Raw genomic sequence first — 23,249 nt, 5'->3', positions numbered from 1 at the left:
TGGACCTCAGGCCTTCAGAGCGACTTCCGGATTGAGGGGTACTTCTTCTTTCCACGTACGGTCGTTCGGGAAAATCACCGTCGAAGCGTGAATCTCATTCCACGGAATCGTGGTCGTCAACACGCTCGGCAATTCGCCGCTTTCCGAGTAAGCACGAGCCGCACGGATCATCTGACGACGCCATGCAACGACCGCGACATCCGATGTGCCGAGGTGTTCCTTCGTGCGGTCGAGGATACGGCCCTGAGTTTCACTGACTGCGTGGTCCTGCGTCAGGATGCCCTTGATGCCCGACATCGACGTCGTCTTCATGGCCTCGCGATCCTGCTTGTACCAGTTGTCGATGTTGAGCTCCTTGCGGAAGTTTTCATCGAGCCAGTGACCGCCTTCCTGAATACGATATTCGATATCGACAGGCTGCGTTTCGTCGAAGAACCACTGGATATGCCACGTCGATTCGTCATCGCGCGGAACAAATGCATTTGCCATGCGACGGTTCTTGCGCACGCCGAATCCATCGGGCGGAATCAGCGTGAAAAACGGCAGGATCACTTGCGTGACGCGGGCGTGCAACTTGCCTTCTTCACGGAAATTGCGCACGCCTGCATAGCGCAGGCCGTAGTGCGTGTACTCGACTTCGATCTTCGGACGCAGATCGCGTTCGTGTTCGTACTTGGCCGGCGCTGCCCACGGTTGTTCACGGTGCAGGACGCCTGCGTGTGCGGAGTCGATCGTGCCCTCGACGGCTTGGGCGTAGTTGCAGTCTTCGAGTACCTTGAACGCAACAACCTTTTCCGCCGGGTACGATAGGAAATCGAAGTCGGGGAATTGGGGAACCTTCGCGGGATCGCCCATGTACGTCCAGATCACGCCAGCGACTTCTCGAGTCGGATACGCCACTGCCTTGATACGCGAGCACAGCTTCGAATCTTCCGGCTCCGTCGGAGTGTCCATGCACTGACCATCGACGGCGAACTTCCAACCGTGATACAGACAACGCAGGCCGCCGTCCGAGTTGTCGCCCAGCGCGAGCGACGCACGACGGTGCGGGCACTGTTCTTCGAGCAGGCCAACCTTGCCGTCGCTATCGCGGAACGCCACTAGGCCTTCGCCCAACAGACGCACACGCACGGGCTTGCCGCCCGGCTCGCTGATTTCCGACGCCAGCATCATCGGAATCCAGAATTGACGGATCATGTCGCCGTTCGGCGTGCCCTTACCAACCTGGGTCAGAACGTCGTTATCTTCGCGGGAAAGCATGGTTTGCTCCTAGATTTTGTTTATCTGTGAATATGCGCGGGAGATAAATGCGCTCCCACTAGCGTTAAACGAGTTCGACGGCCTTCAGCAATCGATCACGCGCGTCTACGGTGTTGCTGTCGTTGCCAATGAAATCGTGCGCTTCGACAATCAGGTTGCGCAGAGCAGCAAGGTTCTGCACTTCCCGCACATTCGAGCCTTGCCGTGCAGCAGCGACGATATCGTTATCGAGCAGCCGCCAGACTTCATCGAGCTCGGATTCGCGGTAAATCATGTGCTCGAACGTACTCGACTTCTCCACGCGCCCGATCAGTTCACGCAGCGTTTGCGGTGAGTAATCTTCGATCGAGTGAATATCATCCACGTTCATGGCTCATCCTTATTTCTTGGGACCTGGACCGAACTGCGAAGGTGGGAGGCCGAGCGCATGGCGACCAAATGCCGTCAGCGCCGAATCCCACGTGAAAGCAAAGTGCTGGGCGGCGGAATTGACGTCGCGCCAGATACGTTGGAGCTCCGAAGCGTTGTAAATGCTGGTGCCGCCGGCAGCTTCGAAGACACTGTTGGCGGCGCGACGAGCGGTTTGAGCGGAATACGCCCAGTCGCGCGGTATACGTGACCATTCGAGCGCCGTCAGTGACTCTGCACTTTCTGCCGTATCGACGCGGCGCGTGTCTTCGAGAATCAATGCGTAGGCCGCGTCGAGATCTGCCGTCGCGTGTGCCAGGCGTTCGATCGTAGCCGACTGTTCCGCCATTTGAGCGGCCGGCATTGCCTGAAGACGCGGCGCCAAACCCTCAGCGAACGAACGGAGTGCTGCGCGTGCCATGCCCAGCGGCGCGCCGATGAGCGAGAACGGCGTGACGTTCTGGAAAGGCATCCGGTAGATCGGGGCACGCATTGCGTCAGCGCCTTCGACGTTGCCCGTCATCATGTCTTTGACCGACACCGAACGATGTTTCGGGATGAACGCTTCCGCGACCTTGATCGTGCGGCTACCGGTGCCACGCAGGCCAGCCGTGTGCCAGTCATCGACAATTTCGATATCCGAACGCGGGATCACGAAAAAGCGCGGTTCAGGCGGCCCATCGGAACGCTGCACGGCGTTTCCGATGATGACCCATTGCACGTGGTCGATACCCGAACAGAAGCGACCGTCGCCGTTCACGAGTTTGTAGCCGCCGTCGACTTCGGTAATCGTGCCGCCCAAGCGGAACACGGTTGCCGTCAATACGTGGCCTTTGCCAAGCACGTCTTGCTGTGCTTGCAACGGGAACAGATTCAACATCCAGCTATGACCCGCCAGAACGCCGAAAACCCAACCCGTCGAGCCACAGGCCGATGCGATTTCTGCCGTAACTTCGACGAGCGTAGTGAAACCTAGTTCGGAACCGCCAAACGTCTTCGGTGTGATGATGTTGAAAAGACCCGTTTCGCGCAGTGCATCGATCGTTTCTTTGGGCACCACGCGGTCGCTTTCGGTCTGTTTGACGCGTGAACGAATCGCGTCATGCAAACCACGGGCAATATCGAGGGCTTCCTCGCGGCTGTTAATACGGCTCAAGACATTCTCCTGGGAGGACTTGGTGCGCCGGAACGTGGCCGGCGTGCAGAATGGTTTTTGCTTAGATATCGCTCAGTGTTCGTTGCGACCATAACGATCTTCGACGGTCATACGTTCCTTGGCGTCGAGGAACCAGCGATAGTGACCGCCCTTCGAGATCGGCGGAACGTCTTCGGAGACGACGTACCAGCTTTCGCCGTCGTTTTCCGTCGCATAGATTTCGCCCGTTGCCGTACCGGCGATGAGCATGATCTTGTCATCCCACCGGTACATACCCATACCCTCGATGTTGCCGATAATTTCCTCGGGCAGACCGTTACGCATATGTTTCCAGGTAACACCACCATCAGTGCTCTTGAGAACAGTTGCGTTCGCCGACTTACGGGCGCCCCAATCGCGCGGTGCGTTACCCGGTCCACCGAGATACAAAACGTTCTCGTTGCGCGGGTCGATAAACATGGCGTCGGGATAACCGATAAGGTCTTGACGCGTCATCAGGTGAACCCAGGTCTCGCCAGCGTCTGCGCTGTAGTGCAGGCCTTCGCCGCCGCACATGAAGATCTGTTTCGGATTCGACGGGCGGATCACCACGCGGTGGTTGTCGTGGTAGAACTTGTCGTTTTCCGATTCGTACGACCGCGGCTCGTTCCACGTCTTGCCGTCGTCGGTAGTCTTGAGAAGCGCGCCCTGTTCAATACAGACATAAAGCGTTTCGGGTTCGGCCGGGTGAAACGAAATATTCTTGACGTGTGCGATATGCGGGGGCGGCGGGAACGTCCACCTGTCCTGGTCCGGCACCGTCATCATTTCGGGAATTTCGACCCACGAAGCACCCAGATCGTCGCTGCGATAAAGCGCGGACGGCTCAGTGCCCAGGAACAGGACGGTCTTCCCGTCGCGCTCCTGCTGCGCCATCGTATAAATATGCGTGCTCTTCAGGCCATTGTTGGCTGGTTCCCACGTCAGGCCCAAGTCCTTCGAGACCACGAGACTGCCTTGGCCGTGTGCGCCCGCGAACAACAGGCCCGCACCCGGAACATAGAGCAACGCGCTCACGTGGCGATCTTCCAGCGTCGTGCGCGTGAGATCCCACGGGGCACTGGCGTCTTCACGCTCGAATACGAGCATGCCGCGAATCGTAGCAACCAGTAGCGTCGTTGCCGCGCCATCACCGTGCGTAACGGTTCCACCGTTGGTGGTCAGAACTGCAATCATTTCTCCTCCCTAGGGAATACCCCATGTGATGTCGCCTGTCTTTGACTTTTTCCCGCTCAGACGAAATAATATGCAAAAAAGAATTACGCGTCAAACGGTTGGCAAGAAACTTTCAATGATTGGTGACTGAGGAAGCGTGATGTGTGATGCCTGCCCCCCATTCGCAGGGTTCCGCGCGTTCTATGATTTTGGAGGTGAGATGACTGAACTTAATGAAGTGATGACTCTGCGCTTGACGGCGAGTCAATATTTAGCGCGCAACACGCTGGCTCTGACCTTTGAAGACCCCGAGGGCGAGCGTCTGCCCGCCGCTGACGCGGGTTCGCACGTCGCACTGATCCTGCCGAACGGATTGACGCGTCAGTACTCCCTCCTTGAGTCCAGCAATAGCCTGACGCAGCGTTCGTACGTGATTGGCGTCAAACTCGACCCGCAGTCGCGTGGTGGCTCCCGCTACATCCACGAAACGATGCGTGTCGGCGACCTCGTGCAGGTCGAAACCCCGCGCAACAACTTCCCCCTCGACGAAGACGCTGAGCACACGATTCTGGTTGCCGGTGGTATCGGGATCACGCCTATTCTGTGTATGGCGCGTCGCCTGAAGGAAATCGGAAAGTCGCCGCGTATCTATTATTCGTGCCGAGACCGGGTTGACGTCGCCTACGCTGAAGAATTGAAGACGTTCGAAGGTTCGCTCGTTCACGTCGACGCAGAAGTCGGCACGTTTCTGAATATCGAAGACGTGGTGAAGCGGGAGCCGGCGTCGGCCCATTTCTATTGCTGCGGCCCCGGCCCGATGCTCGAAGCATTCGAAAAGGCTTGCTCGACTTTGCCCCCTGAACAAGTCCACGTCGAGTACTTCAGTGCCAAACACGAAGCCGCACTCGATGGCAACTACGTCGTTGAACTGCGTAAGAGCGGCAAGACGCTCACCGTCCCTCAAGGCAAGACGATTCTCAACGTCGTGCGCGAAGCCAGTGTACCGATCTCATACTCGTGCGAAGAAGGCGTATGCGGTGCATGTGAAGTCCGCGTGCTGGAAGGTGAGCCGGATCACCGCGACGCCATTCTGTCGGAGCCCGAAAAGGCTTCGAACAAGACGATGATTATCTGCTGTTCTGGCTGCAAGGGCGATCGTCTCGTCCTCGATCTGTAACAAACACCCGTGTGCCTACGGGCACCCACCATCACGTTAATCAAGGAGACAAGTAAGTGATTATTGATTGCCACGGTCACGTCAGCGCACCCGCAGAATTGTGGGTCTACAAGGCACACATTCTGTCGCATCGGGGCGAACACGGTCGCAAGATGCCGGAGGTGACCGACGAGGAAATCCTGCACTACGCCAACAAGAAGGAAATGGCGCCGGTTGGCCACCTCGACATGCTCGACCGCGTCGGCACGAACGTCCAGCTGATGTCGCCGCGTCCGTTCCAGATGATGCACAGCCAGAAGCCGGGCAAGCTCGTGCACTGGTTCACGGAAGAAACCAACAACATCATCTCGCGCACTGTCAAGCTGCTGCCGAAGCGTTTCATCGGAGTCGGCGGCCTGCCGCAAGTGTCGGGCGACCCGATCGAGGTCGTGCTGCCGGAACTGGAGCGCTGCGTCAAGGAACTGGGCTTCAAGGGCGTACTGCTGAATCCCGACCCATTCGAAAACAGCGGCGTCGAAGCCCCCGGTCTCGGTGATCGTTACTGGTACCCGCTGTACGAGAAACTGTGCGAACTCGACGTACCGGCGCACATCCACGCTACTGGCTCGCAGTCGGCTCGTTCGCCGTACACCGTTCACTTCATTAACGAAGAAACGATCGCGGTGTTCAACCTCGTCAATTCGAACGTCTTCAAGGACTTTCCGAATCTGAAGATCATGGTGTCGCACGGCGGCGGTTCGATCCCCTACCAGATCGGCCGTTTCCAGTCGGGCGCCTCGCGTGCCGGCCGCAACTTCCTCGAGGGCATGCGAAATCTGTACTACGACACCGTGCTCTACTCCGAAGAATCGCTGCGTCTACTGATCAAGACGGTTGGCGCTGACCGCTGCATGTTCGGCGCTGAGTGCCCGGGCGTGGGTTCGGCTATCAACCCGGACACCGGCCGCACTTTCGACGACATCAAGCCGTATATCGAAAGCTTCGACTGGCTGTCGAAAGCAGAGAAGGATGCAATTTTCTTCGGGAACGCTCGCGACTTCTTTAAGCTCAACCTCGCGGATTACGAATAATCCCGACGCCCACAGGACTCGAAATCATGGCAAAAATCGTATTGGGAATGGGAACTTCGCATGGCCCCATGCTCATCACGCCACCGGAGACCTGGGGCGCTCGCGTACCTGATGATCGACTGAGCAAGCATGATTTCGAAGGCCGCGAATGGGCCTTCGATGAACTCGTTGAATATCGCCGTAGCGAGAACCTCGCGGATCAGATCACGCCGGAGAAGTGGAAGGAGCGCCATGCCCAGTGCCGGGCGGCTATCGAGGAAATGGCGCGGGTGCTGGCTGAGGCCAAAGCTGACGTCGTTGTCATTGTCGGCAACGATCAGATGGAAATTTTCACCACTGATTGCATTCCCGCATTCGGCGTCATGCACGGCCCGACGATCGTGAACAACATGATCAGTCACGATAAATTGATGCAAATGCCTCCGGGCGTGCGCCATTCGATGCCGGGTTACAAGCCGGAAACTGCCACGCATGAAGGCGTTCCAGAGCTTGCAAAGCACATTATCAAGAACGCGATCGCCGACAACTTTGACGTGGCCGCTCTTGGCCGCTTGTCAGAAACGGAAACGCCGCATGCATACGGCTTCGTGTTCCGCCAGCTGATGAAAGACCAGGTCGTTCCGACCGTGCCGGTGTTTGTCAATACGTTCTATCCGCCGAATCAACCGACAGTCGCACGCTGCCACGCTTTCGGTGCATCGATTGCTCGCGCCATCGAATCGTGGGATTCGGACGCACGTGTAGCTGTCATCGCTTCCGGTGGTCTGACGCACTTCGTCATTGACGAGCGCGTCGACAATCTGATTCTCGACGCGATGAAGAACCACGACCTCACGCCGGTATTCGCGTTGGGCGAAGAAATCTTCCAGGCGGGTACATCGGAAATCAAGAACTGGATTCCCGTCGCCGGCATGATGGATGAACTCGCCTTCGACATGACGGTGGTCGACTATGTGCCCTGCTATCGCAGCGAAGCCGGTACCGGCAACGCCATGGGCTTTGTGTACTGGAAGCCGCAGTCCGAATAAGGAAACATCAAATATATGGCAACCAAAGACGAATTGATCCACCGCCTTCGTCGGCTGGACTGCTGCGCAGTCTCGGACGCACTCGATAAACTCGGCTTGTCCGGCGTCGTGAGCGGCGTCGCCCAAGCCTCAGGCACGAAGCGCATCGCAGGTCGCGTTATCACGATGAAACTCGGTGTTGGTGATCCGCCTCCCGGCCCGCCGCGTCATCTGGGCACCACCGCGATCGAACTCGGCAACTCCGACGATGTGATCGTTGTCGAGCAGCGCACCGGTATTGAAGCCGGTTCGTGGGGCGGCATCCTGTCGCTGGGTGCCAAGGTTCGCGGTATCGCGGGCGTGATCGCTGACGGTCCGGTTCGCGATATCGACGAATCCCGCGAGATGGGCCTGCCGGTGTTCACAAACAAGTTCACGGCGCTCACCGCTCGTGGCCGTATCGTCGAAAAGGGCGTGAACGTCCCCATTGAAGTCTTCGGGGCCGCAGTGGAAGCCGGCGACTACGTGATCGCCGACAGCAGCGCCGTGATTTTCATCAGCAAGGCAAACATCGCCAGGGTGGTCGAGACTGCTGAATCGATCGTCGCACGCGAAGCCTTGATGGCGAAGGCACTACTGGCGGACACGCCGATCCATGAAGTCATGGGTGGCAACTACGAATTTATGCTTAAGGATTAACCATGTCCGAAATCGAACAAGACAAGAATGTTGCCCGCGCAGCGAAACTCGAAACGGCGACCCTGAGCGACGCACTGGACCGATTGGGCCTGAACGGTCAGTGCTACAAGATCAAGCCGCGTGATTCGTCGTTCCGAATGGCCGGTCGGGCATTCACGATTCTCTACGGCCCCGCCGCTTCGCCCGCAGGCACCGTGGGTGACTTCATCGACGACGTTCCGCCGGGTTCGGTCATCGTCCTCGACAACGGTGGTCGCGAAGACGCAACGGTATGGGGCGACATCCTGACCGAGATCGCTCATCGCCGTGGTATCGCTGGTACCGTAATCGACGGCATAAATCGTGACGTACACCTGTGCCTGTCGCTCGGTTACCCGGTTTTCTCCAAGGATAACTGGATGCGCACGGGCAAGGATCGCGTGCAGGTCGAAGCCACCAACGTTCCGGTGAATATCGGTAACGTGCGCGTTGCTCCGGGCGATCTGCTGCGCGGTGACGCGGACGGCGTGATCTCGATTCCGAAGGAACACGAAGAACGCGTGCTTGCTGCTGCTGAAGAAATCGATGCCGCGGAAAATGCAATCCGACGGTCTGTGGCAACGGGTATGCGGCTAGACGAGGCTCGCAAACAGTTCAAGTACCATCAACTGCAAACGCGTCGGACTGGAGAAGAGGCATGACGGGCCCGGTTTTCAATCGTCATGAGACCACGCGTCTCGCTATCGAGCGACCGGACGTCAATTTGCTTGACGCCGCCGCGAAATTGCCGGCAGCAACGCTTCACGAGGCTGCCGGAAAGATCGGCGTCCTGCCTTATGAAATTAAGCCTGTCGCGCCCGGCTTCAAGATTTGCGGCCCAGCTGTGACCGTCCATTCGCCCGGTGGCGATAACCTTTGGCTTCACCGTGCGATTTACGGAGCACAACCAGGTGATGTCCTGGTCGTCTCCGTAAGCGAAGCATATGAACACGGGTACTGGGGCGAGATCATGTCAACGGCCGCAAAGGTTCGGGGGCTTGCCGGTCTCGTCATTAACGGCTGTGTTCGTGATCAGCGACTGCTGTCCGAGATCGGGTTTCCCGTTTTCGCTCGCGGTCTTTGTATCCGTGGCACAGGAAAAGATTTCGGCGCCAGAGGTTGGATCAACGCCCCGATTCGATTCGACGATGTCACTATAAATGCAGGTGACCTGATCGTTGGTGATGAAGACGGCGTCGTGTGCATCCCGCGTGAGCGAATCGCCGAGGTGATCATTGCATCCGAAGCACGCGAAGCAGCAGAAGCACAGCAGATGAAGCGAATGGAAGCGGGCGAGAGCACGCTCAGTATCTTCGGTTGGGATCAATAAACCGGCTGAGACTCGCGTCTATAGCATGGGTGGCGCCCCGAAAAAACGCCACCCCTCCATTTTCTCCGTCTGGTTTTTTGATTGGAGGGTGAGGTGAGCATAGAAGAATCCGAATTCAAACGCGCCATGCGCTGTTTGACCGGGCACGTATGTTTGATCACTACCGGTTCGGACACGGACGGACCGCTTGCCGGCATGACCGCAACCGCTGTGACGTCTGTTAGTGCAGCGCCTCCTATTCTGCTGGTCTGTATCAATCGTGCAAACTCGTCTCTGGCGCACGTGCAGGCCACTGGCAACTTCGTCGTCAACGTTCTGGCGCGCAGTGAGCGGGAATTGGCGCAGCGGTTCTCGCGACCCATTTCGCCGCAAGAAAAGTTTCAGGCAGGGACGTGGAATCGTATTAAGACGGGGGCTCCGGCTTTGGCCAATACTATGGTCAATTTCGATTGCAGCGTCGAACGTATCATTGAGATTGGTACCCACGCCGTGATTTTTGGGCATGTCGAAGGCACTGCCATTAATGGCGACGCAACGACGCCGCTGCTGTATTCCCAAGGCTCTTACGGCGAATTTCAGGCGAATAGAGCCGTCGATTTCCATGATTTACTGTGGATCTCCAACTGGGGGTCCGACTAATCCAAAAATTTCAGATGGAGGTACGGCCCGCATTATTCCGCACGCAAGATATGATGCGATTTTGTTAATCACAAAATGCATTATTGTTAGCCGCCTTTCAGGCATCCTTTAGAATACTTGGAGACAATTGATCTTGAAACTGACCCGGAAACTCTTCCTCTCGACAGTCCTCGCAGCGGGCGCACTGATCTCGGGCGTCGCCCTCGCGAGTACACCTGCCAAACCGGCACCTGCACCTATTGCTGCACCTGCGGCTAAGCCGGCAGCGGCAGCCCCGGTTGGTGCGCCCACGGGTGTTGTTCTGGTCGCTGAAATCGGCAAAGGCGTGTCCGGAACCGACATCAAGGACTACGCGGATCTGATTAGTCGCCTGAAAGATAATCCGGATTGCTACACCTTCGGTACGACGGCTGACGGTACGCGCGACCTGACCGCGATGACCACATTGCAAAAGCGTAACGGTGTTCGCATGGTCAAGTTATCGTACAAGGATACCGCAGAGGAAATCGACGGTTTGATGAAAGCGAAGGTGCAGGTGATCCCGGTTCCGTACGATGTCGCAGCCCCGTACATCAAGAAAGGTCAGATGCGTCCCCTGGTGGTCTTTGGTTCGGCGCGTATCCCCGAGATCAAGGATGTTCCCACTGCGAGCGAAGTGATGCCCGGCTTCGTGTACTGATCTGAAACCACGGTGCAACATAGAAAACCCCTATCGTTGCACTGAACCCCAAGAATTGGAGATAAATCCGACCCTTGGGGTTTTTCATGGCGAAGCTGGATAAGACGCTTAAACCCAAGGTCGTAATGAGCTGGCTTTTGCGTGACCAGGTTGCAATGAAAGCGTGATCTTGGCGGCGTTTGGCATTCGGATCACGCATGCGCCACCGGTGCCGTGGAAGAATGTTTCGCACTTCGCCAGCAGGAGATTTCGACACACTTGAACATGTCGCGCAGTACCAGCCTACCGATACATTTGTAGCCTACGCAGCACCGGATCGGTGGCGCAGGACGAACGGGGAAGTTTCTGTTTGGGGCCTCGACTGCTACATCTGGCACTGGCCGAAATGTCTCTGAACAGACGTACTTTCATCTATGCGGACATAAAGTCCTTCACGCTTCTCCACATTGACAGTGCAGCGTGGCGAATTTGCGGGCGGTGGTAACCAAGTTTTTTGCGCAAGCCAATTCCGGGGTATAAATGACTGCGCGTCTGGCTCAGCCGGCGGACGCAGTTGAGCCAGCAAAGCTGCGTTCGCGTGGACCTCGCCGCCGCATTTTCGTTTGTAGCCGTCGTGACCCGCACGTGGCGCTCTCGCGTAGGTCGACCGTCCACAAAGACCGCGCTCGATTTACCACTGCGCTCCTGCGCGACCCGGACGATCGAACACAGGTCATTGTCTATCGCATCGAGACAGCCTCCTCAACCCAGCGCTGCGTCTGCTGTTCGACGACTCCCACGCTCGAAAGTCATTGGGCAAGCAACAAGCGTCACGATGCACCAGCCCACAACCCAGCAAGGAGTGTTGAACATCTCGCGCGGGGCATAGCGACGCTGTGGCGCGTTCTCGTTCATCAACGTCAGCTATACGGCGCGCAGAAGTACCATTCCTCACCCGATTATCTCCGTTGGCCAGGCTCTGCGCTTTTCCTGGCCGGGAGTTTATAAGACCTTCTAACGGTCGATCACCGAATCGCCTGACAACGTTGTCAGGCGAAGATTCTCAGATATAATACTAAAATGAATGCGATTCCGACACCAGGCCGAACTCCTATTGCTACCGTCCCGGAAGTGGATGGCATTGACTTTCCAGCTCAGGTGGCGTCAGAGACGCGAAAACTGATCAATAGGGGAACGCTCGCGCCCGGCTTTCAACTACGACAGTCGGACCTCGCGGAACGTTTCGGCATCAGCCGTGTGCCGGTGCGTGAGGCATTGAAACTACTGGCGGCGGAAGGCATCATCGAACACGATCCGAATCGTGGATTTTTCGTCGCTCAGTTGTCGAGCGGTGAGGCCCGACAGTTGTATTGGATGCGCCAACTCCTCGAAGCAGAGTTGCTCATGACGGTTGAATGGCCCACATCCGCGCAGATCAGGGAATTCAAGGGCTTACTGTCCCGACTTGAAGAATTGATTCAAGCCGGTAATCGTGAGGGGTGGATCGAATTACACCGCACACTTCACGATAAGATTTTCAACCTCTCGCCTAATAAAGTGATTAAACGGGAAGTCCTACGATTGTTGCGACTCACCGATCGTTATCGGGCGCTGGCTGCCGATATTTCAACGCATCCGCAAAATCGTAACGCTAATATCGAAGCAAAACTCGTGAACGCTTTGGAAAGCAAAGACCGGGAATTGCTGCTCTCAACTTATGAGAAAGGGCGAACGGTGGTTCTTGACGGGTTGATGATAGTGCTTGCGGCCTGGGAATAAACGAAAAAAACGGCACCGTGAGTGATCTGCTGTCGGAATCCTGAACAGAAAAGGGCTTTTCTTCATTTTGCCAACGAGAGATACTCGGAAGTTCGAATCTTGATATATAAGACCAAAATGTATTTCGTTTTGGTGGGGAGTAGATGGTCACCGCACTTCGCGAAACGGACACCGTTGATTTTCCGGCTCACGTGGCCGCAGAGACGCGCAAGCTGATTAATCGAGGGGTGTTAGCACCGGGCCTCCAACTGCGGCAGTCGGAACTTGCTGATCGATTCGGGATCAGCCGCGTTCCGATCCGGGAAGCACTGAAGCTCTTGGCGGCAGAAGGCATCATTGAGCACGATCCGAATCGTGGATTCTTTGTCGCACAGTTGTCAAGTGATGAGGCCCGACAACTATATCGGATGCGTCAACTGCTTGAGGCAGAACTGCTGAGCACGATCGAGTGGCCTACGCCCGAGCAGCTGACGCTGCTCAAGCGAATGCTTACAGATCTCACGGAGTTGCTGGCGGCGGGTAATCGCGATGGCTGGATCGAAAAGCACCGTGCTTTCCACGACACGATTTTCGAACTGTCTCCACACAAGGTGATCAAGCTAGAAATCCTGCGTTTGATGCGTTTGTCGGATCGCTATCGTGCGCTGGCCGCGGATGTCTCGGCAAGTCCGGAACATCGCCGGGCAGATATCGAAGCGCGATTGGTGCAGGCACTGGAAAGTCGGGACAGAGTTCATCTGCTTGCAGCCTATGATCAAGGGCGTTCAGTGGTTTTGGAAGGACTGGTGAGGGTGCTGGCCGCTAGAGGGGCCTAAAAACGAAAGGAGGGCCGCAATCTGTGCCCCCTTACGCTCATTTGATTGGAACGTCGTGTACAGGAGGTGTTCGGCCCCACGGTACCTTGCCGCTGGACACGATGTTGGCATTCGTGGTGGCTTCATGGCGTTGTCAGCATTATCCGTGCGGTGATACGCGCTCACCGCCCAGTCCCGCGATTTTCAGTAGTGCGGCAAGCGGATACCGAGTCCGCAGCCCTTCACGATTTGCGTGTTTTTCTTTTGTGCTGTTTGGTTTTTTCCCCTGGACAGCGCATCGAGCTTTTTCAGATACGCCGCCTCCATCCGCAGATACACGAGTTCCCTGAGTTGTTCTTCGCGTGATCGCGTATCGGCAGCTTTCTCTTCAACAGGCAGGTCACGCCGGGTCTTGGCCATTTTTTGGACGCCATCGTCGGCGGGGCATCAGAGCATCTGCAGCGCCCTCATCATATAGGCGCACCCATTGCGAGACCCTGGCAGGATCGTGGATGTCCTACAGAGCCGTGACTTCGCGCAGGGAAAGCCCCTCACGCGACGTGAGCCTGAGCACCTTCGGCCCGCGAAGTGAACGTCGTATCGACTGCGCTTAGGGCATAGCGTTGCGTCGCCGTGCAAACGATAGGCATCAACCCAGCGACGCAACATCGAGTAGCCGATCTCGTGGCGGGCTGCCAATACTGGCCGCCCAACTCCCCTCGCGCAAATGCGTGTTGCTTAACTTCAGTTTGAACCGCTTATCGTACTTCGCCATGAAAAACACCCCAAAGGTTGGATCCGTGTCGAACTTTTGGGATGCAGTTAATTAACATCGGGGGCTTTTTCTCGGTTCTGTTGCAATAAGTTGTCCGCAGTACCGCAGTCTTCGTCGATATCAAGGAAACCATCCCTCATCGATGGCTTTTTTTGTGCCTGGAGACTCTGATTTAGATGGCGCGTGCGATCTTGAAGTTAGTAACCAGTGTCTGTAGGCGCTCTGCTTCTGCATGAACGCCACGGGCTGCAGCAGCGGCCTCTTCGACCAAGGCTGCGTTGTGCTGGGTCACTGTATCGATTTCGCCGATCGCCTTATTTATCTCCATGATGCCGCGGTGGCCGTCATCGGATGCGTGGGTGATCTCCTCCATCAGAGTCGAGACCCGGGTGAACTCACTCACCACGTCGTTGATTTTGGACCCGGCATCGTTCACCAGTTGAGATCCTTGGACAACGCGGGTGACCGAATTGCTGACCAATTCCTTGATCTCTTTGGCCGCCGTTGCCGAGCGTTGAGCCAGCGTGCGGACTTCCTGGGCCACGACGGCGAAGCCACGGCCTTCGTTGCCAGCACGTGCGGCTTCGACCGCCGCGTTAAGGGCTAGGATATTGGTCTGAAAAGCGATGCCATCGATAGTCGCAATGATGTCGGCGACTTTCCTCGATTGATCGGCAATGCCGCTCATGGTGGTCACAACGTGTTTCATGACCTCTCCACCGCTGTTTGCCAGATCGGACGTAGTCTGTGCGAGTTTGAGGCCTTGTTTGGCATTCGCCGCGTTGTTCTGCACCGTCGCCGTCAACTGCTGGATCGAAGCTACCGTCTGCTCGAGAGACGCCGCCTGTTCCTCGGTGCGCTGGCTCAGATTCTCGTTCCCCGCGGCGATTTCGGATGCGCCGGTCAATACCGCCTCACTGCCGGACCGGACCTGCTTTACGATATCCACGAGACTCTCATTCATGCTGCGAAGCGCGCGCATCAATTGGCCAAGTTCAGTATCGGAATGTACCCTGACTTCTGACGTCAAATCCCCTGACGCAACTGCCTCAGCAATCTTTACGGCGTCATTCAACGGGAAGACGATCGACGTCGCAACCGTGTTGCAGACATATACCGTAGCAACGATAGCGATACATATTACGGTGAACGTCAGCATCAAGGCCACATCATAGTCATGAATGGCCTTTTCCGCAGCCTGATCTGCCTGCTTCTGAATGAAGTCCATATGGGCGGTGAGCGTCTCCTCCGTGGATTTGAAAACAGCAAAAATCTTGGTGTTGGCGAGCACACGCTCGGTAGCAAGATCCGGATTATCAGACATTGCAAGCGTGTAGAGTTCTTTGTTGATCATCGCGTACGCAGCGATTGCTTTCTTATCGTTCTCGAAATACTGACGATCCTCGCCCGGGCGCGCGTGTTTCTCATAGCGATCGACACTCTTTCTCAGCTGATTCAAGGCTTCGGCTCGAATCGCAGCATTGGTATCTTTGGCATTCTTGGTATCAGACAAGACAAGACCCAGCGTGGAACGACGATCTGTACTGAGCGCCAGACGAAGATCCGCAATCGTTTTGACTGACTCCATCCAATTCTGTTTGATGTCCATTAGATGTGATTGAATCTGATGCGCCTGGAAGAGCGCAAATCCCGCGGCACTGCATAGCAGCACGATAACGATTGCGAAACTTACAAACAGCCGGTTGCGTATTTTGAGATTGCAAAGAAGCAGGAGCATGTTTTATTGCCTACATTAATTGTATACTTTGTATTTCGGCATGAGCCCTATGAGTATGGATAGGTGACAACGTTAATTGTGTAATCTGGCCTGATGCGTTATAGCCGCGCCCCGCAAGATCGATAACCGCCCTGTACGCGTGCGCACTGGAAACTCTGAACTCGAGCAGGACCAGCGTGCCGCGCATGCGGCATCCGGACAGTCGCGTCGACTGGGCGAAAGCCGTGCATGGCGCGCAATGCTGGCGTTTGTTCAGACCGTTGCTCGCGGCCGCGGCGGCGAGAAGACGTCGTGGGTAAAGGGCAACGCAAAGACGCGCTGGATTAGATCATCCGCTGGCCACGTTTTAGGGCGGAGAAGGGAGGTTGCCGTTCACGCCGGTGCGCCAACGACGCTGGAGGGTCTTGGACTGCCCGTCACGGCAAATCTCGAGACATCGATTGAGCCGTGGGCTGGGGAATTAGCAAGCAGGCGCTTAAGCAACGCAATAAAAATATCGGCTTCATCCTCGGTTAAGAGGCCAATCAATTTATTGTCAGCTGCGCCGAGAATGGCTGTAATGTTCGCAGCCATCGCAACTCCGCTTCCCGTAAGCTGAACACACCAGCAGCGACAGTCGTTTGGATGCCGAGACCTCATTACAACTCCAGCATCCATGAGACGCGGAATGATTCTGGATAGCGCCCCCATATCGAAATGCAGCCGGTGCGCGAGTTGAACCTGCGTCATGAATTGGTGCCCAGCCAGGCATGCGACGACCTTCGCCTGTGCAAACGAAATCCCAAGCGATGACTTCAAATGTTGATCAGCAGACTCGGAGATCGCTTTGTCAATCTCAACAATACGGGTGAGCCAACTTAAAGCCGGGACTTCCGCCTCATAACCTAGGTGTAGCCCCTCCTCGCTCTTCATTTCTTGCTGCTTTTCCTGCAAAGGTGGTCGGAACCAGTGGTTGGGCGTGCTCTATACGTCCTAAAACCACCTCGTACTATGGTTGATCATTCGCTCCTGCGCTGCTACTGCTTGCCCGGCGCACCGAATTGCTCTCATCCGCGGGTCGAACGTTTCCGAAGACGTTGGACTTTATTATAGCATTCAAATGTGAATATTATCATTACTTCGAACGAGGGGAAATTGGGGCACTTTCTGAGCTTGACGGGGCGGACTTTCCTACCCAAATCGCAGCGGAAAGGCAAAACTGATCAATCGAGGCACGCTGGCACTGAGTTCGAATTGCGCCGCGCTAACCTTGGCGACCGCTTGGAACGGACGGATGGCAGTATTTGCGGCCCCCGGTGCATAACCCAAGAAGGCCACGACAGCGATGACGAAAACATGATCATCGCTGCCGTTCCTCAATGAAGCATCAGAATCGATGCATCATGCCAAGCTGGAAAACAGTCTGGATATTGCCGCTTGCCACGATGTTCCCGATTTCTGCAGCGTATGCGCCGTTGGTGCGTTGATATACGCCGGCGGCATAGACCGCGGTGCGTCTCGACAACGTGTACGTCAACTGCAACGCGGCCTGGTTGATCACCACGTTCTTCAGCAACGCGTTACCATTTTCGTAGGTATAAGCGCCGCCGAGGTTCCAGGCCGGTGAGAAGTCATATCCGACGCCACCGGCCAGGGCGTAAATCTTGGCCCCCGTATGGGTGTTGCGCGCGTCGCTATACATCCCTGAGACAGTGAAATGGCCGAACTTCGTCCTTGCTCCGGCGAGCAGGTTGGCGATGCCACTATGTCCATTGTTGACCGGCGCATAGTTTTGCTCAGTGTAAACAACAGCAGCACGCGTTTCACCATTCCGGAAGCTGATCGCCGCGCTTTTTCCGGCCCCGTTGTTGAAGTCGCCCGCTGTGCCGCCGAAGCTATACATGACGCCAGCCGACAGCCCGGCATATTCCTCCGACACAACCTTGATGGCATTCGCCATCCGCTTGCCGCCGACACGATCCCAGTTGATGGCCGCTAATCCAGAAATTTGGCCGTTCGTCGTGATAGGCGCGAACGGGCCGCCCGAGACGGCGCCAGCAATCTGCGCCGGCCCTGAAACGCCGAGCAGGTCGGCACCGAAGCTACCGGTCCGGAAGTTGAGCATACCGCCAGCGATGCCCGTTGCCGGATCGATACCACCGATCAGGTAGTAGTCGAAGGCGAAGTCGTTCTGGCGCCCGAGGCGGAAGCTGCCAATCCCTGCTTGACTGAGTCCGACCCACGACGAGTTCTCGAACATCGCGCCGCGCGACTGCGGATCAAGTCCCCCTGTGCTCAGGCTGATCATCGAGTCGAGGCTGAAGTTTGCGCGCAGGCCCCCTCCCATGTCCTCGCTCCCGCGGAAGAAAAACTTGGTGGGAAAGATGGCGGAATCCTGCATTTGATACAAACGGGCCCCACCTGAATCACGATAGGTGGCGACACCTTCGTCAAGAAATCCTCCAAGCATGACGCTACTTTGCGCACGGGCGGCCGTAACGCTCATGCAAACTGATGCACATGCAAGCGGCACCGCGGCCCACCGGTGTTTCCTCCACGTCCCCTGGTGATTCATACATTCTCCTGATTGTTATATGTGATCTCTGAAACCGACTGCTATTGAATTACAAACGCGAGTAGGTCAATTTGTTACGCCGGTCCGTTGCCCTCCTGGAGATGTGCAGCATCCAATGCGACGTCGGGACCCGGCGGGACGCCCGAAGCAATTCTTGAATGGCGAGCGCCTGGGGCGGTGCCAGTTGCCCGTAGGCACCGACCAAATAGAGAAAGGGGCCGGCGTCGGCCCAGTTGTCGACCACCCCTAGTAGCCATGAGCTTGACCACACCGTCTTCCGACTTCCCACGGCCATCAATCACCTTCTAATCCGTCACTCCGTGAGAGTCCGCGGATCAGCCTTCAGCATCATGTTCGGCTTCGGATTCGCATGATCTCGATAACGCTTTTCTAATGCATCCTGATACCACCTAATGCGCACCAATAATGCCGATCGCAACCGCCGCCCCGACGGAAACGTAAGCAGCAACCGACGTCTTGATTGCCAATCCGGCGGTCGATACCGCGCTAATCGCACCGACATGGGAGAGAGTCACCATTTATCCCACACCGGATCCCCGGAACGTGTTGGATAGATATGGGTCGACAGAGGATATTCGCCAAGCTGTATGCCTGCGATCGAAATGCCCTTCAGTATCATCCTCGCGATCAAAGCCACGTTTTCGGCCGTCGTAATTGCCCCGCCACCATGACCCGGTGACAAAAGAAGAAGAAGCGCGCTCGCAGCCGTGACCCCGCGGACCGCGAAGAGCCGCGTGTCACGAAGACACGTGGCGGAAAGCAGGGCGCGCATGCCAACGTCTTCCACTGGAAGCGCGCACCTAAAAGCAGGCACAATAGAATTCGTTGTACTCAGTCAAAATAGTATTTATAGCGGCCTACAATGTCAATGAGCCATATTCTGGTGAAAACCCTTGGCTTCCCCAACTGGCGCAATTTGCCATTCAATGGTGGCGGTTCGCGACTATTGAGTTGCGCGTTATAACCTTGCGCACGTATCACGACCTTGTGCTGTGATGCCGCGCGATGTCGCAGCAGCTAAGGCCTTTTTCACCAAGGCAGTCAAGCATCAGGGCGACCACGGGAGACGGCCACGCCATATGGGTATGCAGCGTCGCACCGGGCTGGGCGTGAGATGAAGTCCTATGGACTGCTTCCAAGGATACGAAGGTGCGCTCCTCGAAGTACCTCAATAACCTGATCGAACAAGACCATCGTCACATCAAGTCCAGGGCGAATGTGATGCGCGGGCTCAAGAGGTTCATAAATGCCCAGACTACGATTTCAGGCATCGAGTTGATGCATCGCATTCGCAAGGGGCAGTTTGACCTGTCCGCTCTTGCGCTTGAGGACATCACTGCCCCTCCGTCTGGAATGCCGTCATTTTCAATTGATAAGGCATCCATATCTCAAGGCATAACGGACCCACTATCCACTACCTATTTGCACCAGATCCTCGTCGATCACCAGAGCACATTCGATGCGTTTGTCTGGCAGTTTGACTGCCTCAAGCCGCAACGGATCATTCCGATACGAGGCGGGTGGTCACTCTCGGTACACATTCCGCAAGCTCCCCAGTAAAGCCAGCGACCTGCGTAGTGGTCGGCTTTCGCGCGAAGGCGCTTGCCGATTAAAGTCCCGGCTTCTGATGTGTCACGCGACTCCGGTCACGGCGTGCCGGAGATAGCGGTTCGACCAAAGGGCGCAAGCCCCGTCAGCTGGACGGCGTAAGCCCCGATTTTCTCATCCCTTGCCGAGCGGCGGCCGACTTGGGAACCCCGCCAGGTTGCTCAACTGGACTAGCTCATTGGCCGCCTCGCCCAGCAGTACCGAATACTCGTGTATTTTTCCCACGGTCAGCCGTCCTCTCGGACCGGCCGGGCTGATGACGCCAACGCAGCGCGAGCCGCACGGGCGTGGTAATCGCCGACATGCGCGGCGCGAACACCTCGTCGATCATCGCATAGCCACGGACCCGTGCAGCGTGCAGAAAACCGAGCAGCGCCCTGAGCGTCGTCGGCGCATTGGGTCCGAATTCATTCGGCTGTCCGAAGCCCTGTTTCAAGACCAGCGCGGCCGCCTGTTCATCGGTCATCGTCATGAGCCATGCGTGTCCGGTCGACGTGCATAAAAGTCGTGCTGCCTGGCCCACGTCGGGATCGTAGCAAAAGGCCGTCCGCTGCCCGTCCGCCTTCCCCACCCAGATGATCGCTATCATCGCGTCCGCGCATTTGACGATGTTGGCGATGACGTCGATCGTCCAGATAGACTCGCCGCCGAAGCTCGCGATTGTCTCGTCCTGCATGGCCATCGCGAGCGCGAGCAGCGGAAGCATAGGCCAGAGGTGCCGATGCATGCCATGCTTGCGCGTGTCAGTCGGCCGGGCCGAGGTAGGCAGTATGACTTCCTGCGGGACAGAGGCTGGCCTGCCGCAACGGAATCAAACGCGGGTTAGCATTGCTGTCAGAGCCGCACGGTGCGGACGTGCCGCACCCGGCGATTTCCGACGCGGAGGCCAGCATGGAGCACGATAGCACTCTTTACGTGGGTCTTGATGTTCATAAGGATTCGATCACGGTCGCCTATGCCATTGGTTCGGGCGAGGTTGAACTGCTCGGCAAGATCGGTACTACGCAGGCCGACGTGGAACGGTTGTGCAAGAGACTGCAATCTAAAGCGCGATGCGTCAGCATCGTCTACGAAGCCGGTCCGTGCGGATATGGGCTTTACCGGCAGCTTGTCCAGAAAGAATTCCAGTGCATGGTCTGCGCGCCCTCGCTGATTCCCCGCAAGCCAGGTGAGCACATCAAGACTGACAGACGTGATGCCGTCAAGCTCGTCCGATCGCTGCGTGCCGGCGACCTGTCGGCCGTATACGTCCCCAGCATCGACGATGAAGCATTCCGGGATCTGGCCCGCGCATGGGTGATTGCCAAGGACGACCTCAAGCGTGCACGGCAACGGGTAAAAGCCTTTCTGCTGTCGCACGGCGTGCGCTACACCGGCTCTGCCGACTGGGGGCCGGCGCACCGACGCTGGCTGAGCGCATACAGCTTCGACAGTGCGTGGCAGCAGTTTGCGTTTGAAGAGCTACGTCGCGCGATCGAAGACCGGCTCGCCCAATGTGACCGGCTGGAGTCCGCGCTGCGTGAGGCAGTCGTCAACTGGCGCTTCTATCCCGCCGTCCTGGGCCTGCAGGCAATGCGCGGTGTCCAGTTCACCACGGCAGTGGGCATGCTCGCCGAGCTGGGCGATCTCTCACGCTTCGTGCACCCACGCCAGTTGATGGCGTGGCTCGGGGTGACGCCGTCCGAGCACTCATCGGGCGGCAAGCGTCGTCAGGGCAGCATCACTAAAAGCGGCAACAGTTATGCAAGAAAGCTGCTAGTTGAAGCTGCATGGAGCTATCGCCACCCTGCGCGTGTGAGCCCCGATATTCAGCGTCGTCACGAAGGTCTGCCTAAACCGATTGTAGATCGAGCCTGGGACGCACAGGTGCGCTTGTGCCGACGCTATCGCAAACTCGTCGCGCGCGGCAAGCAGAAGAATATCGCCGTAGTCGCAGTTGCCCGTGAACTCAGCGGATTCATCTGGGACATCTGCCGGCTCTCCTTGTCGCTGGCCATACCGCGCGAGACACAGATGCCATGATGTACAGCAATGCCCTGCGTCTGCATCCACCGTAACGACACGTGCAGGAGTTTCCTGAAGGCGGCGTAGCCCGGCACACGAGTAACCCGCGACCAGGGTAGGCAACGGATCTCATCCGAATTGCGGTGGTAGGTAGCGGAAGGCTCATTGGGCGGACATCTGTAATGCGGTAGCCAATCCGCGGATATCAGCTTGATCCACCGTCGAGATTTACTGCTACGTCGCCCTCAGGAAATTCAAACATCGAAAACACAGAACCGATCATATTGACACGAGAAGTCATATCAACCCTGGAACCCCGAGCGCAGTTCTGCTCTCTTTGCGAGCTTCACCGCCCGCTTGACCAGCGACGCGTATACGGCGTCGCTCTTGGATACAGGCAGAGGCAATTGCGCTTGCGCTTCGACTATGGAGTACTGCCGCCGCTCGCCGAAAAAGTCGGCGATACCATCGAAGCGTGCATCCGACAGCACCGGATCGTGCTGCGCGCCGTTTCATGTACCGGAGAAGCATTCATTCGCAAACGCGGGAGATGCGCGACGCGCATCCACGGTGTACGCCGAACAGCTTATTGACCGCAGCGCGCTCGGCCAGTTGACGCCGCTCGAGCAATGACCCTAAGCGATCTTCCTTACACGATCAAAGTCGGAGAACCGCGCCCGGGCATGGTTACGAATCGTCGGTAACTGCATGCCATCACGCATCGGCCTCCTACCTCAAGCCCGTTCCGAACCGATTGAGCAGTACCAACGCACAGCACACCCGCTCAAATTAAACTTAGTTACCGCGTAAATAATCTGGAAAGTCTGCGGAGCTTCAATCACTACGTGGTCTACCAATGCCATAGCTGCGCATTCTGTTGCGTTCGGAACGTAATCCTTATTTAGAACCTTTTGACAAGCAACACGTAGCTTCGCGCATGTAGGCGATGCGGTCGGAAGTGTTCGATTCATCTTCGACACTGATTGCCCGTGGTAAGAGGCGGCACCCCAAAAAGGAAAGTAACCATCTCGAATGGCAACGTGACGGCGACGGCCGACGGCCGACGGCAGCTCACCTTCAGCCGTGACCGTCTACGGTCACCCGAGCCGCAGTGGCGTCACGCAACGGTCATCCAGCGGACCGCGCTTCTACACCCTTCCCTGCTATTTACTCGAGCGGCGCGACAGAGGCACCTGCAATACGGTGGCGTTCAAGCGCTTGCGCGACGAAACCGTTTCGTTTCATGTCCTCAACGAACTCACGCAACATCTTCGCAGCCATTTCGCGCCGACTCCTGGCGACACCCATCGCCTGCCGGATGACCATGAAGGGCACTGTCAGGTTGGTGGGGAGGCGGCGG

At 57.0% G+C, this 23,249-nt stretch carries 22 protein-coding genes and 2 pseudogenes; 12 read left to right on the top strand and 12 right to left on the bottom strand.

The genetic code is table 11. The features are described from left to right. Window positions 1-6: 6 nt before the first annotated feature. From OKW37_RS12035 to OKW37_RS12020, 4 genes are all read right to left on the bottom strand, one after another. The gene (locus OKW37_RS12035) at window positions 7-1,260 is read right to left on the bottom strand and encodes a Rieske 2Fe-2S domain-containing protein (protein WP_429406306.1); all 1,254 of its coding nucleotides are present in this window, start codon (window positions 1,258-1,260) and stop codon (window positions 7-9) included. Window positions 1,261-1,324: 64 nt separating this feature from the next. Then, window positions 1,325-1,630: a hypothetical protein gene (locus OKW37_RS12030; RefSeq protein WP_184062819.1), complete on the bottom strand. Its 306-nt coding sequence runs from the start codon at window positions 1,628-1,630 to the stop codon at window positions 1,325-1,327. 9 nt (window positions 1,631-1,639) lie between these two features. Beyond that, window positions 1,640-2,824 (bottom strand): acyl-CoA dehydrogenase family protein, encoded by a 1,185-nt coding sequence (locus OKW37_RS12025; RefSeq protein ID WP_184062821.1) that lies wholly within the window; start codon window positions 2,822-2,824, stop codon window positions 1,640-1,642. Window positions 2,825-2,896: 72 nt separating this feature from the next. Further along, the gene (locus OKW37_RS12020) at window positions 2,897-4,039 is read right to left on the bottom strand and encodes a glycosyl hydrolase (RefSeq protein ID WP_429406308.1); all 1,143 of its coding nucleotides are present in this window, start codon (window positions 4,037-4,039) and stop codon (window positions 2,897-2,899) included. Window positions 4,040-4,238: 199 nt separating this feature from the next. Here OKW37_RS12020 and OKW37_RS12015 point away from each other — a divergent pair, with 199 nt between their 5' ends. The 10 genes from OKW37_RS12015 (at window position 4,239) to OKW37_RS11970 (ending at window position 13,210) form a co-directional block, all read left to right on the top strand. After that, complete coding sequence (locus OKW37_RS12015) at window positions 4,239-5,195, top strand: PDR/VanB family oxidoreductase (RefSeq protein WP_429406310.1); 957 nt, start codon at window positions 4,239-4,241, stop codon at window positions 5,193-5,195. Between the two features lie 56 nt (window positions 5,196-5,251). Further along, entirely contained in the window at window positions 5,252-6,265 is a 1,014-nt protein-coding gene (locus OKW37_RS12010; protein ID WP_027197812.1) for an amidohydrolase family protein, read from the top strand. A 26-nt stretch (window positions 6,266-6,291) separates the two neighbouring features. Continuing rightward, complete coding sequence (locus OKW37_RS12005; protein ID WP_184062833.1) at window positions 6,292-7,293, top strand: protocatechuate 3,4-dioxygenase; 1,002 nt, start codon at window positions 6,292-6,294, stop codon at window positions 7,291-7,293. A gap of 15 nt (window positions 7,294-7,308) precedes the next feature. After that, complete coding sequence (locus tag OKW37_RS12000) at window positions 7,309-7,971, top strand: RraA family protein (RefSeq protein ID WP_184062835.1); 663 nt, start codon at window positions 7,309-7,311, stop codon at window positions 7,969-7,971. Window positions 7,972-7,973: 2 nt separating this feature from the next. Then, window positions 7,974-8,651, top strand: a complete 678-nt coding sequence (locus OKW37_RS11995; protein WP_184062837.1) for an RraA family protein — start codon at window positions 7,974-7,976, stop codon at window positions 8,649-8,651. Then, entirely contained in the window at window positions 8,648-9,319 is a 672-nt protein-coding gene (locus tag OKW37_RS11990) for a 4-carboxy-4-hydroxy-2-oxoadipate aldolase/oxaloacetate decarboxylase (RefSeq protein ID WP_184062839.1), read from the top strand. The genes OKW37_RS11995 and OKW37_RS11990 overlap by 4 nt, the downstream gene beginning before the upstream one ends. A gap of 93 nt (window positions 9,320-9,412) precedes the next feature. Further along, complete coding sequence (locus OKW37_RS11985) at window positions 9,413-9,958, top strand: flavin reductase family protein (protein ID WP_311734868.1); 546 nt, start codon at window positions 9,413-9,415, stop codon at window positions 9,956-9,958. A gap of 133 nt (window positions 9,959-10,091) precedes the next feature. Then, window positions 10,092-10,637, top strand: a complete 546-nt coding sequence (locus OKW37_RS11980; protein ID WP_429406314.1) for a tripartite tricarboxylate transporter substrate-binding protein — start codon at window positions 10,092-10,094, stop codon at window positions 10,635-10,637. Between the two features lie 1,059 nt (window positions 10,638-11,696). Next, window positions 11,697-12,395, top strand: a complete 699-nt coding sequence (locus OKW37_RS11975; RefSeq protein ID WP_429406316.1) for a GntR family transcriptional regulator — start codon at window positions 11,697-11,699, stop codon at window positions 12,393-12,395. 143 nt (window positions 12,396-12,538) lie between these two features. After that, on the top strand, window positions 12,539-13,210 hold the full coding sequence (locus OKW37_RS11970) for a GntR family transcriptional regulator (RefSeq protein WP_429355389.1): 672 nt from the start codon (window positions 12,539-12,541) through the stop codon (window positions 13,208-13,210). Between the two features lie 183 nt (window positions 13,211-13,393). Here the strand turns inward: OKW37_RS11970 and OKW37_RS11965 are convergent, their stop codons facing one another. The 5 genes from OKW37_RS11965 to OKW37_RS11945 form a co-directional block, all read right to left on the bottom strand. Beyond that, a complete protein-coding gene (locus tag OKW37_RS11965) occupies window positions 13,394-13,609 on the bottom strand; it encodes a hypothetical protein (RefSeq protein ID WP_429406318.1) in 216 nt (71 codons plus the stop codon). Between the two features lie 27 nt (window positions 13,610-13,636). After that, window positions 13,637-13,918, bottom strand: a complete 282-nt coding sequence (locus OKW37_RS11960) for a helix-turn-helix domain-containing protein (RefSeq protein ID WP_429360661.1) — start codon at window positions 13,916-13,918, stop codon at window positions 13,637-13,639. Window positions 13,919-14,136: 218 nt separating this feature from the next. Beyond that, window positions 14,137-15,702, bottom strand: a complete 1,566-nt coding sequence (locus OKW37_RS11955) for a methyl-accepting chemotaxis protein (RefSeq protein WP_429406319.1) — start codon at window positions 15,700-15,702, stop codon at window positions 14,137-14,139. A 372-nt stretch (window positions 15,703-16,074) separates the two neighbouring features. After that, on the bottom strand, window positions 16,075-16,614 hold the full coding sequence (locus OKW37_RS11950; protein WP_429359660.1) for a MarR family winged helix-turn-helix transcriptional regulator: 540 nt from the start codon (window positions 16,612-16,614) through the stop codon (window positions 16,075-16,077). Between the two features lie 454 nt (window positions 16,615-17,068). After that, on the bottom strand, window positions 17,069-18,256 hold the full coding sequence (locus OKW37_RS11945) for a porin (protein WP_429355386.1): 1,188 nt from the start codon (window positions 18,254-18,256) through the stop codon (window positions 17,069-17,071). A 1,173-nt stretch (window positions 18,257-19,429) separates the two neighbouring features. Here OKW37_RS11945 and OKW37_RS11940 point away from each other — a divergent pair. Further along, a pseudogene (locus OKW37_RS11940) lies at window positions 19,430-19,650 on the top strand (DDE-type integrase/transposase/recombinase); the annotation flags it as partial. 410 nt (window positions 19,651-20,060) lie between these two features. Here OKW37_RS11940 and OKW37_RS11935 read toward each other — a convergent pair. Beyond that, window positions 20,061-20,591, bottom strand: coding sequence for an IclR family transcriptional regulator domain-containing protein (locus OKW37_RS11935; protein ID WP_429406322.1), 531 nt, complete (start codon window positions 20,589-20,591; stop codon window positions 20,061-20,063). Between the two features lie 185 nt (window positions 20,592-20,776). Here OKW37_RS11935 and OKW37_RS11930 point away from each other — a divergent pair, with 185 nt between their 5' ends. Continuing rightward, window positions 20,777-21,907: an IS110 family transposase gene (locus OKW37_RS11930; protein ID WP_090812607.1), complete on the top strand. Its 1,131-nt coding sequence runs from the start codon at window positions 20,777-20,779 to the stop codon at window positions 21,905-21,907. A gap of 284 nt (window positions 21,908-22,191) precedes the next feature. On the opposite strand, the gene OKW37_RS11925 is transcribed toward OKW37_RS11930, so the two are convergent. Then, window positions 22,192-22,380: a hypothetical protein gene (locus OKW37_RS11925; protein WP_429406324.1), complete on the bottom strand. Its 189-nt coding sequence runs from the start codon at window positions 22,378-22,380 to the stop codon at window positions 22,192-22,194. A gap of 676 nt (window positions 22,381-23,056) precedes the next feature. Then, window positions 23,057-23,218: pseudogene (locus tag OKW37_RS11920) on the bottom strand (ABC transporter substrate-binding protein); the annotation flags it as partial. Between the last annotated feature and the right edge of the window lie 31 nt (window positions 23,219-23,249).

Origin of the sequence: Paraburkholderia sp. MM5482-R2 (genome assembly GCF_050436125.1) — a bacterium.
Lineage (GTDB): Bacteria > Pseudomonadota > Gammaproteobacteria > Burkholderiales > Burkholderiaceae > Paraburkholderia > Paraburkholderia tuberum.
This window is presented reverse-complemented; position numbering and strand designations above follow the sequence as displayed.

Bases quoted from the DNA above. Each gene is read 5' to 3' on its own strand.
- OKW37_RS12035 (WP_429406306.1), bottom strand. From the start codon at position 1,260: ATGCTTTCCCGCGAAGATAACGACGTTCTGACCCAGGTTGGTAAGGGC.
- OKW37_RS12030 (WP_184062819.1), bottom strand. From the start codon at position 1,630: ATGAACGTGGATGATATTCACTCGATCGAAGATTACTCACCGCAAACG.
- OKW37_RS12020 (WP_429406308.1), bottom strand. From the start codon at position 4,039: ATGATTGCAGTTCTGACCACCAACGGTGGAACCGTTACGCACGGTGAT.
- OKW37_RS12015 (WP_429406310.1), top strand. From the start codon at position 4,239: ATGACTGAACTTAATGAAGTGATGACTCTGCGCTTGACGGCGAGTCAA.
- OKW37_RS12005 (WP_184062833.1), top strand. From the start codon at position 6,292: ATGGCAAAAATCGTATTGGGAATGGGAACTTCGCATGGCCCCATGCTC.
- OKW37_RS12000 (WP_184062835.1), top strand. From the start codon at position 7,309: ATGGCAACCAAAGACGAATTGATCCACCGCCTTCGTCGGCTGGACTGC.
- OKW37_RS11995 (WP_184062837.1), top strand. From the start codon at position 7,974: ATGTCCGAAATCGAACAAGACAAGAATGTTGCCCGCGCAGCGAAACTC.
- OKW37_RS11990 (WP_184062839.1), top strand. From the start codon at position 8,648: ATGACGGGCCCGGTTTTCAATCGTCATGAGACCACGCGTCTCGCTATC.
- OKW37_RS11975 (WP_429406316.1), top strand. From the start codon at position 11,697: ATGAATGCGATTCCGACACCAGGCCGAACTCCTATTGCTACCGTCCCG.
- OKW37_RS11970 (WP_429355389.1), top strand. From the start codon at position 12,539: ATGGTCACCGCACTTCGCGAAACGGACACCGTTGATTTTCCGGCTCAC.
- OKW37_RS11965 (WP_429406318.1), bottom strand. From the start codon at position 13,609: ATGGCCAAGACCCGGCGTGACCTGCCTGTTGAAGAGAAAGCTGCCGAT.
- OKW37_RS11955 (WP_429406319.1), bottom strand. From the start codon at position 15,702: ATGCTCCTGCTTCTTTGCAATCTCAAAATACGCAACCGGCTGTTTGTA.
- OKW37_RS11950 (WP_429359660.1), bottom strand. From the start codon at position 16,614: ATGAAGAGCGAGGAGGGGCTACACCTAGGTTATGAGGCGGAAGTCCCG.
- OKW37_RS11945 (WP_429355386.1), bottom strand. From the start codon at position 18,256: ATGAATCACCAGGGGACGTGGAGGAAACACCGGTGGGCCGCGGTGCCG.
- OKW37_RS11935 (WP_429406322.1), bottom strand. From the start codon at position 20,591: ATGCTTCCGCTGCTCGCGCTCGCGATGGCCATGCAGGACGAGACAATC.
- OKW37_RS11930 (WP_090812607.1), top strand. From the start codon at position 20,777: ATGGAGCACGATAGCACTCTTTACGTGGGTCTTGATGTTCATAAGGAT.